The organism is Marinobacter sp., from assembly GCF_040904845.1.
Lineage (GTDB): Bacteria > Pseudomonadota > Gammaproteobacteria > Pseudomonadales > Oleiphilaceae > Marinobacter.
Genome location: NZ_JBBDSR010000111.1, coordinates 37,320 through 53,711, shown reverse-complemented (window position 1 = coordinate 53,711; position 16,392 = coordinate 37,320). Strand labels below are relative to the sequence as shown.

The 16,392-nt window shown below is 57.8% G+C and carries 14 protein-coding genes; 8 read left to right on the top strand and 6 right to left on the bottom strand.

Going from position 1 to position 16,392, the window contains the following annotated elements:
- The first annotated feature begins 106 nt into the window (after positions 1–106).
- Entirely contained in the window at positions 107–658 is a 552-nt protein-coding gene (locus WD429_RS15130) for a cytochrome b (protein WP_368423015.1), read from the top strand.
- A 65-nt stretch (positions 659–723) separates the two neighbouring features.
- Entirely contained in the window at positions 724–1,308 is a 585-nt protein-coding gene (locus tag WD429_RS15125) for a YceI family protein (protein ID WP_368423014.1), read from the top strand.
- Between the two features lie 122 nt (positions 1,309–1,430).
- On the opposite strand, the gene WD429_RS15120 is transcribed toward WD429_RS15125, so the two are convergent.
- Positions 1,431–1,685 carry a hypothetical protein gene (locus WD429_RS15120; RefSeq protein WP_368423013.1) on the bottom strand — a complete coding sequence of 85 codons (255 nt, stop codon included), beginning with the start codon at positions 1,683–1,685 and terminating at the stop codon, positions 1,431–1,433.
- 226 nt (positions 1,686–1,911) lie between these two features.
- Here WD429_RS15120 and parC point away from each other — a divergent pair, with 226 nt between their 5' ends.
- Together parC and serB are read left to right on the top strand one after the other, a co-directional pair.
- Positions 1,912–4,206, top strand: coding sequence for a DNA topoisomerase IV subunit A (gene parC, locus WD429_RS15115; protein WP_368423012.1), 2,295 nt, complete (start codon positions 1,912–1,914; stop codon positions 4,204–4,206).
- Positions 4,199–5,434 (top strand): phosphoserine phosphatase SerB, encoded by a 1,236-nt coding sequence (gene serB, locus WD429_RS15110; RefSeq protein ID WP_368423011.1) that lies wholly within the window; start codon positions 4,199–4,201, stop codon positions 5,432–5,434. The genes parC and serB overlap by 8 nt, the downstream gene beginning before the upstream one ends.
- Here serB and WD429_RS15105 read toward each other — a convergent pair.
- The 3 genes from WD429_RS15105 to epmB all read right to left on the bottom strand — a co-directional run bounded on the left by WD429_RS15105 (position 5,428) and on the right by epmB (position 10,645).
- Positions 5,428–7,509: an EAL domain-containing protein gene (locus WD429_RS15105; protein WP_368423010.1), complete on the bottom strand. Its 2,082-nt coding sequence runs from the start codon at positions 7,507–7,509 to the stop codon at positions 5,428–5,430. The genes serB and WD429_RS15105 overlap by 7 nt on opposite strands.
- Positions 7,510–7,574: 65 nt before the next feature.
- Positions 7,575–9,380: a GTPase gene (locus WD429_RS15100; protein WP_368423009.1), complete on the bottom strand. Its 1,806-nt coding sequence runs from the start codon at positions 9,378–9,380 to the stop codon at positions 7,575–7,577.
- A gap of 224 nt (positions 9,381–9,604) precedes the next feature.
- On the bottom strand, positions 9,605–10,645 hold the full coding sequence (epmB, locus tag WD429_RS15095) for an EF-P beta-lysylation protein EpmB (protein ID WP_368423008.1): 1,041 nt from the start codon (positions 10,643–10,645) through the stop codon (positions 9,605–9,607).
- Between the two features lie 45 nt (positions 10,646–10,690).
- Here epmB and efp point away from each other — a divergent pair, with 45 nt between their 5' ends.
- Positions 10,691–11,266 (top strand): elongation factor P, encoded by a 576-nt coding sequence (gene efp, locus WD429_RS15090; protein WP_368423007.1) that lies wholly within the window; start codon positions 10,691–10,693, stop codon positions 11,264–11,266.
- 8 nt (positions 11,267–11,274) lie between these two features.
- A complete protein-coding gene (gene epmA, locus WD429_RS15085) occupies positions 11,275–12,249 on the top strand; it encodes an EF-P lysine aminoacylase EpmA (protein ID WP_368423006.1) in 975 nt (324 codons plus the stop codon).
- Between the two features lie 26 nt (positions 12,250–12,275).
- On the opposite strand, the gene asd is transcribed toward epmA, so the two are convergent.
- Positions 12,276–13,142, bottom strand: a complete 867-nt coding sequence (gene asd / locus WD429_RS15080) for an archaetidylserine decarboxylase (RefSeq protein WP_368423005.1) — start codon at positions 13,140–13,142, stop codon at positions 12,276–12,278.
- A 207-nt stretch (positions 13,143–13,349) separates the two neighbouring features.
- On the opposite strand from asd, the gene motA reads away from it, so the two are divergent.
- Positions 13,350–14,201, top strand: coding sequence for a flagellar motor stator protein MotA (gene motA, locus WD429_RS15075; RefSeq protein WP_368423004.1), 852 nt, complete (start codon positions 13,350–13,352; stop codon positions 14,199–14,201).
- 28 nt (positions 14,202–14,229) lie between these two features.
- A complete protein-coding gene (gene motB, locus WD429_RS15070; RefSeq protein ID WP_368423003.1) occupies positions 14,230–15,189 on the top strand; it encodes a flagellar motor protein MotB in 960 nt (319 codons plus the stop codon).
- 15 nt (positions 15,190–15,204) lie between these two features.
- Here motB and rsgA read toward each other — a convergent pair whose 3' ends face one another.
- Positions 15,205–16,260: a small ribosomal subunit biogenesis GTPase RsgA gene (rsgA, locus tag WD429_RS15065; RefSeq protein WP_368423002.1), complete on the bottom strand. Its 1,056-nt coding sequence runs from the start codon at positions 16,258–16,260 to the stop codon at positions 15,205–15,207.
- Positions 16,261–16,392: the final 132 nt, after the last annotated feature.

Here is a 16,392-nt window from a genome sequence, read left to right as displayed (position 1 = left end):
ATAAACTGACCTTAGTGAACAAAACATTTCGGTTGGCTTTGGGGGCAGGGCTTTCTATGCTTTGCTCAGGATCTGACATAAATCAGGGATCGAGGTTGCCCAACCCATGCAAATCCGTAATTCGCCCAGCCGGTTTGGTGCCATCAGCATTGTTGTTCACTGGTTGGTGGCCTTTGTGGTGTTCGGTCTTTTTGGCCTGGGTTACTACATGGTGGGGCTCTCTTATTACGACGAGTGGTACAGGCTGGGCCCGGACATTCATCGTAGCCTCGGTATTCTCCTGTTTATGGTGGTTATATTTCGCGTTCTGTGGCGTCTGTTCAACCCGGTTCCGCGGCCCCTGCCCAGTCACCAGCGCTGGGAAGTGGCGGTGGCTCACGTGGCCCACGCCGCGCTTTACGTGCTGCTGTTTGTGGCAATGGTGAGCGGCTACCTGATTTCCACCGCCGACGGCTCATCCATCAGTGTGTTTAACTGGTTTGATGTGCCTTCGGTGACAGGCCGAATCAAGGGCATGGAAGACATCGCAGGTGAGGTCCACTACTGGGCCACATGGGCCATCGTTATTCTCGCCGGCGTTCACGCCCTGGCGGCCATCAAACACCACATTCTCGACAAGGACGATACCCTGCGCCGGATGCTGGGCAGGGATCGTTAGAATTGTAGTGCGTTATTCGCGTTTTAAAGTGCCCTACATGGGCTTTTCACTCAAAGGAGTATTGTATGAGAAAATTACTGCTGGCTTCCGCCATTTCCGCATCTCTGGTCGGTGCCGTTCAGGCCTCTGAGCACAGTGGCACCTATGCCTTTGACAAAAAAGATGCTCACCAGTTTGTCACGTTCAAAATTTCACACCTGGGCTACAGCTGGCTGTACGGTCGCTTTAATGACTTTGATGGCCAGTTCGTGTATGACGCGGAAAACCCCGAGAACAGCTCTGTGGAAGTGACCATCGACACCAGCAGCGTGGACTCCAACCACGCCGAGCGCGACAAGCACCTTCGTAGCGAAGATTTCCTGTACGTAGACGAGCACGCCGAGGCGACGTTCAAGAGCACCCGCATTGAGCTGGATGACGACGGCAACGAGGCCGACATCATTGGTGATTTCACCCTGCGTGGCGTGACCAAAGAAATTACCCTCGAAGCGGAGCTGCTGGGCCATGGTGACGACCCCTGGGGTGGATACCGGATGGGCTTTGAAGCCGAAACCGAGCTGAAACTGGCGGACTTCGGGATTCCGATGGACCTGGGTAAGGCCTCAGAAACCGTTCACATCGAAATTTCTGTGGAAGGCATTCGCCAGTAACGTAATGGTTTTCTGAGATCATTGGCCGGCTCTGGAGATGCCCCGGGCCGGCCACATGGGAAGTCACTCTCTTGCACTTCCCTCCCTGCACTTTCCTTTCCTCCTTACACTCCCCTGGCTTTTCAGGTCAGGTCTGAAGCTCCCCCGATATTTTTCGTTACCGGCCGATCATCGGTCCGGCAAAGGTGTCGTTGGCGCCAGAACTGCGCGACAAAAATCACCAGCCAGATCAGTGATCCGGCCCACAGATAGGGTTTGGCTACCTGAAAGGTGCCACTGATCGCAAACTCCACGAGTAGCATCAGTGCCAGGGCGAGAGCGGCGTTGACCATAGCGGTGACCATGGCTTGCCCGCAGGCTTTGATCGTCGGTTTCATAGTGGTCCGCTTGCTCAGGTTGAAAAACGGTCATCTATTCACTGTAAGCGAGCATACGGCCAGCATTGCAGACTCTCCATGCGGGAATTCCGCTATTGGAAATGGCTATTGAGGGCATTTGGATTTTTCGGGGTGGGAACTATTGCAAGGTGGTTGTTGGTGTATCAGCGCCTGCGTCCATATAATGTGCCCTCTGCAGAATTCACAACAGGTAAAAGAGGCATCCATGCCAGAGTTTCAGACGACGGACGAAGGCTTTGAGCGGGTTTCGCTGAGGGACTACACGGAAAAGGCCTATCTTGACTATTCCATGTACGTCATTCTCGACCGGGCGCTCCCCAATGTGGGAGACGGCCTTAAACCGGTTCAGCGGCGTATTGTGTACGCCATGTCCGAGCTGGGTCTGAAGTCCACGTCGAAGTATAAGAAGTCGGCGCGGACGGTGGGTGATGTGCTGGGTAAGTTCCACCCCCACGGTGACAGCGCCTGCTACGAGGCCATGGTGCTCATGGCTCAGCCTTTTTCATACCGCTACCCTCTGGTGGATGGCCAGGGAAACTGGGGCTCTCCTGACGACCCCAAGTCGTTTGCGGCCATGCGTTATACCGAATCCCGGCTTGCCGCCTTTGCCGATGTACTGCTGAGTGAACTGGGGCAGGGCACCGTAGACTGGGTGCCGAATTTCGACGGCACGATGGATGAACCCTCAGTATTGCCCGCCCGGCTGCCCCATGTGCTGCTGAATGGCACCACCGGCATTGCCGTGGGTATGGCGACGGACATTCCGCCCCACAATGTCCGTGAAGTGACGGCGGCCTGCATCCGCCTGTTGGACCAGCCCGACGCGACCGTCGACGACCTGTGCGAACACGTCAAGGGGCCGGACTTTCCCACCGAAGCGGAAATCATCACGCCGCGCAAGGATATCCGTCAGATGTACGAGACCGGTCGTGGCTCCTTGCGGATGCGTGCGCGCTGGGTTCGTGACAGTGGCGAAATTGTCGTCACTGACCTGCCGCACCACGTATCGGGTGCCCGGGTGCTGGAGCAGATCGCTCAGCAGATGCAGACCAAAAAGCTCCCCATGGTGGCGGACCTGCGTGACGAATCCGATCATGAAAACCCGACCCGTCTGGTTATTGTTCCTCGCTCCGGCCGGGTGGACCTCGATGGCCTGATGACGCATCTGTTTGCCAGCACGGATCTTGAAAAGACTTACCGGGTGAATATCAACGTCATCGGTAACGATGGCCGGCCGGCGGTCAAGGGGCTGAAGACGATGCTCACGGAGTGGCTGAGCTTCCGCCGCACCACCGTTACCCGTCGTTTGCAACACCGTCTTGACAAAGTTCTGGCGCGTCTTCATTTGCTTGAAGGTCTGCTGATCGCCTACCTGAACATTGATGAGGTGATCGAGATTATCCGCACCGAAGACAAGCCCAAGGCCGAGCTGATTGCCCGCTTTGGCTTGTCCGCGGATCAGGCCGAAGCCATTCTGGAGCTGAAACTGCGCCATCTGGCGAAGCTCGAGGAAATGAAAATTCGCGGCGAGCAGGACGAACTGGCCGCCGAGCGCGATGAGTTGCAGTCCATACTGGGCTCCGAAGACCGCCTGCGTGAACTGATTAAATCTGAACTGCTAGCCGATGCGGAAACCTTCGGTGATGATCGCCGCTCCCCGATCGTCGAGCGGGAAGAGGCCCGCGCCTTCAGCGAGCTGGATCTGGTGTCCAACGATCCGGTCACCGTGGTGCTGTCCGAGAAAGGCTGGGTGCGTGCTGCCAAAGGCCACGATATCGAGCCGGAGGGCCTGAGTTACAAGTCCGGTGACCGCTTCGCCATGGCGAGCAAGGGGCGTAATAATCAACCGGCGCTGTTTCTGGACTCGACGGGGCGCGCATACGCCCTGATGGCTCACAGCCTGCCGTCGGCCCGTGGCCAGGGTGAGCCGCTGACCGGGCGGATCAATCCGCCGTCGGGCGCTACGTTCGCCGGCCTGTTGATGGGGGAGCTCTCGCGCAAGGTGCTGCTGGTCACCGACGGCGGCTACGGATTTGTCACCTCTCTTGAGGACATGATCAGCAAGAACCGCAACGGTAAAGCGGTGGTGAGTGTGCCCAAGGGGGCTCAGATCATGTCGCCAGTGATGGTGCCGCCAACGGACAAACCGCTTTTTCTGGGGGTGATTTCCAACGAAGGCCGCATGCTGGTCTTCCCTCTGAACGAACTGCCTGAGCTGGCCAAGGGCAAGGGGAATAAGATCATCAGCATCCCGTCCGCCCGGGTGCAGAACCGTGAAGAATACGTGGTGGCGGCAGCCGTGTTTGCCGCGGACGATAACCTGGAAATCCGTGCGGGCAAGCGCAAGATGGGGTTGCAGTTCAGTGACCTGGAACATTACCTCGGGGAACGTGGGCGTCGTGGTCACAAACTGCCCCGTGGACTGCAGCGGGTCGATGCCATTGAGGTAATTCCGGCCGCCGGCACCGCCCCCGAAGAGGAGGTTGCTGACAGTGAGTGAGCTGGTTCTCATCAATGTCTCCGGTCGGGACAAGCCCGGCCTGACCTCGGAAATCACTGGCATCATGGGGCGGTACGATGTGCGGATTCTGGATATCGGCCAGGCGGTCATTCACGATCACCTGACGTGGGGCATCCTGATCGAAATTCCGGATGCCTCCAAGTCTTCCCCGGTTATCCGCGACTTGCTGTTCCGGCTCCATTCGCTGGACTTGCAGGTGCGCTTCGCGCCGATCACCGAAAAGGAGTATCAGACCTGGGCGGCCGCCAGAAACCGCGCCTGTTACATCGTCACGCTGTTGGCCCGAGACATTCAGGCCGAACAGATTGCCCGGGTGTCGGCGATCACTGCCCGCCACGGGCTGAATATTGACAACATCAGCCGCCTCTCGGCGCGGCCATCTCTGAACCCGTCCGGAAACAAAATCGCCTGCGTCGAGTTTTCGGTGCGGGGCACACCGTCCGATCTGGAAGAGTTGCGGGCGGATTTCCTGCAGATTGCCGGTGAAATGAACGTGGATATCGCCTTTCAGGAGGATTCGATCTTCCGCCGTAATCGCCGGCTGGTGGTCTTTGATATGGACTCGACCCTGATTGAGGCCGAGGTGATCGACGAGCTGGCCCACGAAGCCGGGGTCGGTGACCAGGTGGCGGAGATTACCGAGAGAGCGATGCAGGGTGAGCTGGACTTCAGCCAGAGCTTTGCCGAACGGCTGGCGCTGCTCAAGGGGTTGGATGAGTCGGTTCTGGAAAGGATCGCGGCGCGGCTGAAAATGACCGAAGGGGCGGAGCACCTGATTCGCAGTCTGAAATCTCTGGGGTATCGCACCGCCATACTGTCCGGTGGTTTCAGCTATTTTGCGCGGCACCTGCAAAGCAAGTTGGGCATTGATTACATCTACGCCAACGAGCTTGAAATCGAGAATGGCAAGGTGACAGGGCGCGTGTCAGGGCAGATCGTGGACGGCAACCGGAAGGCTGAACTGTTGCTGGAAATCGCCAGGAAGGAGCACATTTCACGTGAGCAGGTAATTGCCGTCGGCGACGGTGCTAATGACCTGCCAATGCTCAGTCAGGCCGGGCTGGGCGTGGCCTTCCGTGCCAAGCCGCTGGTCAAGGAATCGGCCCGGCACTCGATTTCCACTCTGGGGCTGGATGCAATTTTATACCTGATCGGTTTCCGGGAGAGTGAAACCAATCAGGAAAGGCAGGGGGTTGGGGATCAGTGATCCCCGAAGTCGTAATTCATTTCCGGTACGGGTGCCTGCAGATAGTAGCCCTGAATGTAGTTCACGCCGGCCTGCCAGAGTGTTGCCAGCATCCCGGCGTTCTCGACCAGCGGAATAATGGTCAGTTTTCCTGAGCTCTGCAGGGTCTTGACCATTTCTTTGACCTGTTCCCTGGCTTCTTCGTTCTTCTGGATCTCCTCGGTGAAGGAGCCGTCAATTTTCACGTAATCCACGTCAATGTGCTTCAGGGTGTTGAATGGGTTCAGCGCACATCCGAACTGGCTGATCGAGACTTTGCAATGAAGCTCATGGACGGCTTTGGCAAACTCTTTTGCCTGCTTCATGAAGTTGTTGGCGTCACCTTCACGAACCTGGAAAATCAGCGAGTCACCGGGCAAGCGGGCGGCCTTGAGTGCCACGCTCAGCCAGGGTGTGAAGGTTTTATCCTCCAGAGTTTCCGCCGTAATGTTGAGGAACAGGCGGGTGTCGTGCCCACGGGAGCGGTGGCTGGAAAGCTGCTTGATGGTTTGCAGAATCACCCAGCGGTCGATTTTGATCGACATGTCCGTTGGCCCGGCAGGAGGGAGAAAGTCGTAGGGCGAAATCTCCTCGTTGTCCTTGTCCAGCATGCGCACGAAAGCTTCGTAGTGTTCCTCGCCTTCACCTCGAAGGTTAATGATGGGCTGGAACAGCAACCGGAACCGATTTTCGTCCAGTGCTTTCTGGATCGCTTCGGCTGAGTTGCTGTCGTCCAGAGCTTCGTAGTCGGAGGGGTTGTATATCAGTACCCCGTTACCCTGGGCGTGGCCCTCTTTCTTCTTGAGTTCTGCCGAGGCCGTGTGGGCTCGCCCCATGACGTCCGGTGCCTTCGGAGCGTTTTCAGTGATGGCGGCTATACCAATGCTGAGCGTGAGCTGCAGTGTGCGGCCGTTGATTTCAAACAGGTGATCTTCAACGGTCTTGCACAGACTTTCGCACTGACTTCCCAGCGCCTTGTCATCGCCCGGCTGACAGAGAAGGCAGAAGGCATCATCGCTCAGGCGTGCCAGAATGGCGTTTTCCGGTGCATGCTCCCGCAGGATGTTTGCCAGGTCACCCAGCAACAGGTCGGCTCCGGCAATACCCACCTGACCCTTGAAGCCCATGAAATTATCCAGCGCGATGTAGGCCAGCGCGCCGTTTTCGTTGTCTTTGCCAGCTTTGGCAACGGCCTGTCCCAGCGCATCCATCAAATGCTGACGGTTATACAGGCCCGTTAACAGGTCCTGGCTGCTGATCTGTCTCAGCTTCTCTTCCAGCTCGCCATCGCTGTGTTCAGGCTGAAGAACGATCTGGGTACAGGCTTCCCCGTCGTAGGTGGCGGCGCACACCGACATCACCACGTTGAGTTCCTGGTCGTCACTGCGGCGGGCGGAGCACGTCAGCGACATAACGTCCTTACCGCTTTCCGTGAAGGCCTTCATGAATTCTTTGTATTTATCCTGGCTCTCGGAATTCAGCGTGTCGAGCACGGGAATGCAGATCAGGTCATCGATATCGTCGTAACCGAGGAATTCCATATACGACTGGTTGGCGTAAACGTGCATGCCATCGTTGATGTAGGCAATGGCGTCTTTAGAGCTTTCCAGGAGCAACTGGCAACGTTGTTCTGCTTCCCTCAGATGGGATTCGAGAGTTCTTCGCCGGCGGCGATCTTCCAGTGCGGCCAGTTCCCGGTTGACCACCAGGACTAACTGATCAGAGTATTCGAAGGGGACGGTGTCCTGGGCACCCACGCGCATGACGGACACCGTTCTTTCGCGGCCGTACTCTTCCGTCAGGAGAATAAACGGGATGTCCTTGTCCAGACGGCGGATCATTGCGAGGGCATCGTCGGCACCGAATTCCTGTTCGGTGTCCCGCGCAAGTAACAGGTCCCAGCTTCCGCTTTTGAGGGTTTCTTCCAGATCTTCTTCCGACGTGATGCGATGGGCCCGGGTGGCTTTGCCGGAGTTCCTCAGCAGGCTGACCAGTGATTCTGCGTCATTTTGTGAGGGATCAAGAATCAGAAGGTGTACGGTCGTCTTTTTCTGCATTCGTCAGAGGTCTCGTGATACACGTTGGCAGTGCCTCCCCGTCGATGGCACCGGAGGTGCTGAAGCTACAGGGAGGGCCACAGTGAGTCAAATTCATCCTCGTTGGTGCCTGGCGTGGGCGGTGGTGAACCGGCTGCCAGCGCATCGGCATTGTGCAATTTAAGCTCAAACTGACTGATGCTGCCTGTGGCTGACAACTTACGCAGAAGTTGGCCGTTGTCTTCACGGCCTTCGTGGAGCAGGGAAATGCGACTGCCGGACTGGAAGGGCAGCCGCGGCGTAATGAGCGTGGCTGCCTGATTTACTACGCTGATCTCCGGCAGCAACAATCCTCGCAGGTATTCGCTGCTGTTGCCTACTTTTTGAATCAATCGTACGCCACAAGGCGAGGCACTGGGGGCCAGCAACTCTATGCCAATCTCGGTGCCCTGATTTCGCGCCTGGCGAATCCAGCGGACGACCGCAATGCTCCAGGGGTGGCTGGATTGTTCACGCACACCAAGAATTTCCCCTGTCTGCAGGGACGGTGGAACATTGCTCTCCCAGGCCACACAGTAACCACCGGGGCTGGTGTTGATCAGCAGGGCATGGTGGGCTTGCGGGCGGGCTTTGTCGCTGGCGGCCGAGACTGATTGCCCGTGGCTGCTTCGGAAGTTAATGGGGGTATCAGCCGCGTAGAGGCGATCTTCCGATGGGCCAGCATCGTGAGCTCCGGCCCAGGCGTCCTCCCTCTTTCTGGCGGAGCGTATAAACAGGTTTTCCTCATCTTGATGGCCGCTGTCGTTGCCACTGACAAACTCATTGAACTGTTTTTCACCCGAGATGAAATAGTGGGTTGCTGTCAGGCCTACGCAGACTTCCAGGGTGCCCTGGCTTGAGATGCGGTTGAAATTACGCTTCGCGAGAATGCCAAGTGCCTGGCACAAGTGCGTCAGCAGGGTTTCGCTGACCCGCGACGGGAGTTGCAGTTGTGCAGGCTGTTCCTTGTTTCCAGTTCCGGCATGCAGGGTGTCCGCCAGCAATTTCGACAGTTGGCGGGTGTCAAAACCGAACGTATCCGGGCCTGCTTTCTGCTCCAGCAGGCTGCGGTAAATCGGGGACGTATCGCGTTCCATGTTGACCGCGAAAAGGCTGTCTTCGCCAAGTTCCGGATCGCACTGTGTGTGCTCTGTCCAGGTTTCAAACAGTTCGTAGGTTTGCAGTAACTCGTTCTGGCGTAGCTGGTTGGGGCGGGCGCAACCCAAAAGCAGTATGCGCTTGTAGCTGTCTTCCACCGTGCTGCTGAGGCGGTGCACCAGAGTGTCATCGTCCACCGTCACGGAAGCCAGGTTGTTGCGGTGGGCGAACCGGAACAGCCGGTGACATTCAAGCCAGCTCTGGGCCGGGCTGGGGCAGTAGAGCTGGTGAGCGCGCACAATGGTGGCTGCCAGCTCTGAAATCGCCCGGTGCACAGACATCGCCACCGGCTTTCGGTTTTTGACGAGGCCACCATTATCCAGCAGTTCCAGCACGCACAGTTTGTAGCCGCTGGCGCAGTGCAGTTGAAGTGCCTGGGACAGGTTGGCAATTTTCCGCTGTTTCTCCGGAAGTGCGATCGCCAGGCCAAGGTAGTGGCGGGACAACTCCGAGCACACGAAATGAATCTTGGGGCGAATCAGCTCCAGAAACTGCAGCCGTTGCTGAGGTGCGATGAACAGATGATTCAGCTCGATTATGGCGTGATAGAGCTGGCGGGAGGCCTCTCCGGTATTGGCCATCGGCAGCTGTTTGATCCAGTCCCGGAAGGCTTTTGGGGAGGTCTCGCAGAATGAGAGGCTCGCTGTTTTCTGATCAGGAACCCGAAGTTCTGGTTTCAGAGTCTTTCCTTCCATGAGTACACGCCAAGTAAGTGGGTCGTAGCTGATACCCAAAATGTGGTGATATCCGGCGGCAGGTACGTCGGCACATGGACCTGCATTCTTGGAAAACGCCGTAAATACATATTTTTATCGTAGTATAAGCTGAACTCTAAAATAGAAAAAGCAGAACAAAAAGCGAGAAAGTCACGTGTTGACAAGTTTTTACAAGTGATTTCGGGCCCGCTTTGCCAAGCCGGTCACGCGAACAGGTCGATGGGCGTTTTCCCCGCTTTGCCGGGGACCTCCCGCACCAGCCGGGGTACCAGGAATCCGGGCAGCTCTGCCAGCAGGGTTCTGACCAGTTGCCGGGCTCGTTCATCGCTTACATCAAAATGGTGCGCGCCAGCGACCGGATCGAAGGCGTGAAGGTAGTAGGGGAGTACGCCGGATTCAAACAGGGCTTCGCTCAATTCACCAAGTATAGAGGCGTTGTCGTTGACGCCCTTGAGGATGACACTCTGATTCAGCAGTGTAACGCCAGCTGCACGCAACCGGTCAAACGCCTCACGGGTTGATCGGTCCAGCTCGGCAGGGTGGTTGATGTGCAGCACCATGACCGTCTGTAAGGGCGTTGCAGACAGCCATGACAACAGCGAGTCGCAGACTCGCTGGGGGATGACCACCGGCAGGCGGGTATGGATTCTCAGGCGTCGTATGTGAGGAATGGCGGCGATGGCCTCTGCCCAGGCACCCAGCAAGCGGTCATTGGCAACCAATGGATCGCCACCACTGAAAATGACCTCGTTAATGCGGGTATCCTGGCTCAGCGTGCTGATGACCTGGTCACGGTCAGCCGGTGACAACCGGTGCTCGTCGTAGGGAAAGTGCCGGCGGAAGCAGTAGCGACAGTTGATGGCGCACTGGCCGGTGACCATGAGCAGGGCACGGCTGCGGTACTTGCGGATGAGTCCGGTGGTTTCCGTTGCCTCCGCCTCCTGCAGCGGATCAGAAACATACCCCTCTGCCTGCCAGCCTTCCTCGGTGAGCGGCAGAACCTGACGAAGCAGGGGGTCTTCCGGGTTCCCGCGCCCCATCCGGTTCAGGTAGGGTTCCGGTACCCGAACCGGGAACAGCCGATGGCCCTCCTGGGCCCCGTCAAGCCAGTGTCGCGGATCGAGATCCAGCCGGGTCAGCAACGCCTCCGGCGTCGTCACCGCCCCGGCCAGCAGCTGCTGCCAGCTGCGGGTGTCGTTATCGGCCGAGCGGGCTTCTATACGGGTGGGGGTTCGCTGTATCATAGCGACCTTTGAAATTTTAATTGCATCTTTTCAGGTGGACAGTTCATGGCTTCATATTCTACCAACGAATTTCGCGGCGGTCTTAAGGTTTTGCTCGATGGTGACCCCTGTGTGATTCTTGAGAACGAATTCGTCAAGCCCGGTAAGGGCCAGGCTTTTAACCGGGTAAGACTCCGCAACCTGATGAGCAATCGGGTCTGGGACCGTACTTTCAAGTCTGGCGAGAGCCTGGAATCCGCGGATGTCATCGACCAGGACATGGAATACCTGTATACCGATGGCGAGTTCTGGCACTTCATGCTCACCGACGGTTCCTTCGAGCAATACCCTGCCGATGCCAAGGCCGTTGGCGACTCACTGAAATGGTTGAAAGAGCAGGATGTCTATACGGTAACCCTGTATAACGATGCGCCCCTGTCTGTGTCGCCCCCCAATTTTGTCGAGCTGGAAGTGGTGGACACCGACCCGGGAATGAAAGGCGACACGGCGCAGGGTGGTTCAAAACCCGCTACCTTGTCTACCGGTGCCGTGGTCAACGTTCCGCTGTTTATCACTATTGGTGAGGTGCTGAAAGTGGACACCCGCTCCGGCGAGTACGTCAATCGCGTCAAGAGCAGCTAGGCAGGATCGTGAGCAACGCACCCGAGTGGCAGCCCAGTGCTTCCCTGAGTGCCCTGAAAAGCCGTGCAGACCAGTTAACCTGGTTGCGCGGCTTTTTTGCGAACAGGGGTGTTCTGGAGGTGGAAACGCCGGTTCTTGGGCGTCATGGCGTTACTGACCCGAACCTGGATGGCATCTCCGCCAATCATTCATCGGTGGCGGGTGGGGCTCGCGGTGGCTGGTTACAGACGTCGCCCGAGTACCACATGAAACGCCTGCTGGCGGCCGGAGCCGGACCAATCTATCAGGTTGCCAGAGTGTTCCGGGACGGTGAGCGGGGTCGCCGCCATAACCCGGAATTTTCGCTGCTTGAATGGTATCGCCCGGGCTACACCGACACCGATCTGATGGCGGAAGTCAGTGATCTTGTCTGCGGCTGGCTGGGCTGTGACCGGCCAGTTGTGCTGCCCTACCGTGATGCACTGCAACGGTTTGCGGGGCTGGACCCGTTTCTGGCAACCGACCACGAGCTGATGCGTCGGTGTGCGCAGTGGCTTGAACCAGAACAGACCAGAACGCTGGGTAGGGATGGGTGCCTGGATCTGCTGATGAGCTGTCAGGTGGAGCCGGCACTGGCGGATTTCGGGCCGGTCTTCATTATCGGCTACCCCGAATCCCAGGCTGCGCTGGCCAGGGTCAGCGAGTACGACGGTGTGCGCCTGGCGCACCGGTTTGAGCTTTACGTTCAAGGTATTGAGTTGTGTAACGGCTATTGGGAGCTCACCGATCCAGCGGAGCAGCGCGCGCGTTTTAACGCAGATAACCGGCTTCGCCGCCAGTCCGGCAAGTCCGAAATGGCCGTTGATCTGGCCTTCGTGGCGGCACTGGAGGCGGGTATTCCGGATTGCGCCGGCGTCGCACTGGGGCTAGACCGGTTGTTGATGCTCAAGCTGGGCAGCAGCGATATCGCCGATGTTCTGGCGTTTCCATTGGAGCGGGCCTGACGTTCGCCGGCAAATTCTGTCTGGTGTCAGCCTCCGCCACTCACAGATCCGAACGCTTCGCCCATTTTTACGGTTGCTCCCGGCGTTTCGTCGTCGTTCCAGGTAGCGGCACCCTTGGGCATCACCAACACGACGGTGGACCCGAGGCGGAAACGACCCATTTCTTCGCCTTTTTCAAAGCGTATTTCCGGCTGGTCATCGTCATAGCCTGTGGTGGTGACCTGGCCTGTCCCCGGGGCCACCACGCCGCCCCAGATGGTTTCGACACTGCCAACAATCATCGCGCCGACCAGCACCATGGCCATAGGGCCTGCGTCGGTGTCAAAAATACAGGCGACCCGCTCGTTACGGGCGAACAGGTTGGGCACATTTTCCGCCGTGACGGGGTTGACCGAGAACAGCTTGCCGGGAACATAGACCATTTCCCGAAGCCGCCCGGCCAGGGGCATGTGAATTCGATGATAGTCCTTGGGGGACAGGTAAATGGTGGCAAACTCACCTTCGGTAAAGGCCTGGGCCCGCTGTTCGTCGCCACCCAGTAACTCAGTCAGACTGAACGACTGGCCCTTGGCCTGGAATACGCGATCCCCCGTGACCTGTCCTAGCTGGCTGATCGCACCGTCCACCGGGCTCACCAGCACGGACTGACCCTCAGCGACCGGGCGCAAGCCTGGCTTGAGCGCGCGAGTAAAGAAGGCATTGAAACTGGGGTAGGCTTCGGGGTCTGATTCTGCCGCTTCGCTCATGTTCACGCCATAGCGGTCGATAAACCAGCGAACCACACGATTCTTGAGCGCCGGCGCGTGTTCATTGTCGGCGAGACGACCAGCCAGACGCGAAACCGCCAGTTGCGGGGTGACGTACTGGCTCAGAACAAAAAGTTTGTTGAACATGAAACGGGTCCTTTGCGCTCAAAGTCGCGGAGTTTACCAAATACCGTCGTGTGTATAGAAATTGTTTCACGCCTTCGCGGTTGGCATCGGTGCTTGCTATGATCAGGCCTGTCCTGGCGGTGCGATCCCGGTATCGGGTTTGCGGCGATGGCTGTTTGCAATTGCTTTTATGTGCAATCATTACTAAAAAAGGCGTGTGCTCATCCCATGTTGCTGATTATCGGTACAATTGTAGTCATCGCGAGTGTGCTCGGCGGATACGTTCTCCATGGCGGCCACCTGATGGTGCTGTGGCAGCCCACCGAAATCCTGATCATCGGGGGCGCGGCAGTAGGGTCCTTCATCATCGCCAACCCGCTGCATACGGTCAAAGATGTCGCTCAGGGCGTGCTGCGGTTGTTGACCGGCTCCCCTTACAACAAGGCGTTTTATGTCGACCTCCTCAGTCTTCTTTACGATATTTTTGACAAGTCCCGCAAACAGGGGGTAATGGCCATTGAGGAGGACATCGACAACCCGGAGTCCAGCCAGATATTTGCACGCTACCCCGCTGTCATGAAATCAAAGCAGTTGTTGGCGTTCCTTACCGATTACCTGCGGATCATCAGCTCCGGCAACATGGCGACCCATGAGCTTGAGGGCATGATGGAAAACGAAATCGACAGTCGCCAGCACGAACTGGAAGAGCCAGCTCACGCGGTCAATAAGATCGCCGATGCGTTGCCCGGGCTGGGTATCGTGGCGGCGGTGCTGGGCATCGTGATCACCATGAACTTCCTGACCGAGGGCCCGGAGAAAATCGGTCTGAGCGTGGCGGCGGCGCTGGTGGGGACCTTCCTTGGTATCTGGATGGGGTATGGCTTTGTGGGCCCAACCTCCATAGCCCTCGAACACGCCGCCAAATACGAATTGAAGGCGTATGAATGTGTCAAAGCATCGGTGGTCGCCACGGTTTCCGGACAGGCACCGCAGATGGCGATTGAGTTTGGCCGTAAAGCGCTTCCGACCGATAAGCGGCCGGAGTTCCAGGAGCTCAACGACCACGTACGGTCGAAATAACTAACCCCGGGACTGCTGGAGCAGGTCAGTGGAAGCACAACCGATCATCGTCAAGCGTAAAAAAAAGGTCACCGGCGGGCACCACGGTGGCTCCTGGAAGGTCGCTTTTGCCGACTTCGCCACTGCGATGATGGCGTTTTTTCTGGTGCTTTGGTTGACCGCGACCGCCTCACCGGAGCAAAAGCGGGCCGTGGAAGGGTACTTCAAGGACCCGGTCGGATTCACCGAAGGTGGTTCGCCGAATCCGGTCGATCTGGAAGGCAGCGCCTCGGTTGTTGAGGAAAGCACCCAGGACATTGAGCGCAGCGACATCCAGATTGAGGACGAGGTGGTTGAAGAGCTCTCAGAAACTCTCGAGCAACGGCAAATGGAAGAGCTCTTCCAGGACCTTCAGGAGCAGATTGAACAAAGCGAGACCCTGCAGGAATTCAAAGATCAGCTGTTGATCGACATTACCAGCGAAGGGCTCAGGATTCAGATTGTCGACCGGTCGCAGCGCCCGATGTTCGACAGCGGGCGGGCAGAACTCAAATACTATTCTCAGGACATCCTGTTTGAGCTGGCCAAGCCGCTGGGGGCGGTCGCCAACAAGTTGAGCATCACGGGTCACACGGATTCGACGCCGTTCAGTGGCCGGCCGGGATATACCAACTGGGAGCTGTCCGCCGATCGCGCCAACACCGCCCGCCGCGCTTTGGTCGCTGGCGGTGTTGGTGCCCGGCAGATTGCCCGTGTGGTGGGGTTCAGTGACTCGGTCCTGTTTGACGATGACGATACCACCGCCCCGGTTAACCGGCGTATTTCCATTATCGTCCTGAACAAGAAAACGGCTGATGGCATTCAGAGCAACGCGAGCCGCAGTGACGAGCCATTGATCGATCTCACCCAGCCCTCAGAGAGCGAGCAGGAAGAAGCGATGGACAGTCTCGAGCAGGGTAACTGGCTGAAAGAACGCGAGGAGCCCGAAGAAGGCGAGCTGAACTGGTAACCGCGGGCACCGCGATTAGTCCAGCTTTAGCCCCCGGGATTGTTGTTCCGCCATGTCTGAGAGTATGCGGTGAAAACTTTTCAGCCGTGCCTGGCTGATACGGCCCTCAGAGGCGGCACCATCAATGGCGCAACCGGGGTCGCCGAGATGACGGCAGTTGCGAAAGCGGCAATGGCCGATCAGGTCTCGAATTTCCCGGAATCCGTATTCGATTTCCCGGGGCGTCATGTGCCACAGCCCGAACTCACGAATGCCCGGGGAATCAATCAATGCACCGCCGATCGCAAGGTGGAACAGTTTGGCGGTGGTGGTGGTGTGGGTGCCCTTGCCAGTGCTTTCCGACAAGGCCCCGACTCGCAGCGACTCATCCGGCAGCAGAGTCTGGATGATGGACGATTTGCCGACCCCGGACTGGCCGACAAACACACTGGTCTGATTCCTGACCAGGTCCTCCACCTGCGGCGATGGTGAGCTGCCCGATTCCGTCGCCGAGGTGCGTGCTACCTGATAGCCCAGTGTCTCGTACCGTTGCAGAAGCTGTTCGATGTTTTCGTGGTTTTGATCCGTCAGCAGGTCGGTTTTGTTCAGCAGAATCACGACTGGAATGTCGGTGCCCTCAGCCGCGACCAGGTACCGGTCGATCAGGTTGTCATGGGGCTCCGGCTCCGGCGCGATCACCAGGATAATGTGATCAATATTCGCCGCCACCGGCTTTAGTGCGCCGAAATTGTCCGGGCGCTGCAGCAGGTTGGTGCGTTCACAGCGGGCGACAATGACGCCGGTTTCGCTTTTGCCCGGTCGCCAAATGACGGTGTCACCGGTCACCAGGCTGTCGATGTTGGCGCGCACGAAGCAACGCAGAACCTGCCCCTGATGTTCACCCTCCAGTGCCTCAACATCCAGCTGTTGGCCGTAATGGGCGATGATCAGACCCTGCTGTTCGGCACCCAGTTCTCCGGCTTCCGTTTGTGCTTCAATGGCCTTCTCTTTACGGGAAGCCCGCACGGCCCGTTCCGCCTGAATTTTCTGGATGCGCCATTGCTGCTGCTTGTTCAGTCGCCGTTTTGCCATAAAGAAGTTGCTGAAATCCTGATGAAGGGTAGGTTTTGCTGTGTCATCATACGCTAACCTGAGGATCTCAGCCCGCACGATCGGCATCAACCTCTGAGAATGTATCAGACTTTACGGGCACTGGCGGGGGGG

Bases quoted from the DNA above. Each gene is read 5' to 3' on its own strand.
- motA (WP_368423004.1), top strand. From the start codon at position 13,350: ATGTTGCTGATTATCGGTACAATTGTAGTCATCGCGAGTGTGCTCGGC.
- asd (WP_368423005.1), bottom strand. From the start codon at position 13,142: ATGTTCAACAAACTTTTTGTTCTGAGCCAGTACGTCACCCCGCAACTG.
- WD429_RS15100 (WP_368423009.1), bottom strand. From the start codon at position 9,380: ATGGAAGGAAAGACTCTGAAACCAGAACTTCGGGTTCCTGATCAGAAA.
- WD429_RS15130 (WP_368423015.1), top strand. From the start codon at position 107: ATGCAAATCCGTAATTCGCCCAGCCGGTTTGGTGCCATCAGCATTGTT.
- parC (WP_368423012.1), top strand. From the start codon at position 1,912: ATGCCAGAGTTTCAGACGACGGACGAAGGCTTTGAGCGGGTTTCGCTG.
- rsgA (WP_368423002.1), bottom strand. From the start codon at position 16,260: ATGGCAAAACGGCGACTGAACAAGCAGCAGCAATGGCGCATCCAGAAA.
- WD429_RS15105 (WP_368423010.1), bottom strand. From the start codon at position 7,509: ATGCAGAAAAAGACGACCGTACACCTTCTGATTCTTGATCCCTCACAA.
- epmB (WP_368423008.1), bottom strand. From the start codon at position 10,645: ATGATACAGCGAACCCCCACCCGTATAGAAGCCCGCTCGGCCGATAAC.
- WD429_RS15120 (WP_368423013.1), bottom strand. From the start codon at position 1,685: ATGAAACCGACGATCAAAGCCTGCGGGCAAGCCATGGTCACCGCTATG.
- WD429_RS15125 (WP_368423014.1), top strand. From the start codon at position 724: ATGAGAAAATTACTGCTGGCTTCCGCCATTTCCGCATCTCTGGTCGGT.
- efp (WP_368423007.1), top strand. From the start codon at position 10,691: ATGGCTTCATATTCTACCAACGAATTTCGCGGCGGTCTTAAGGTTTTG.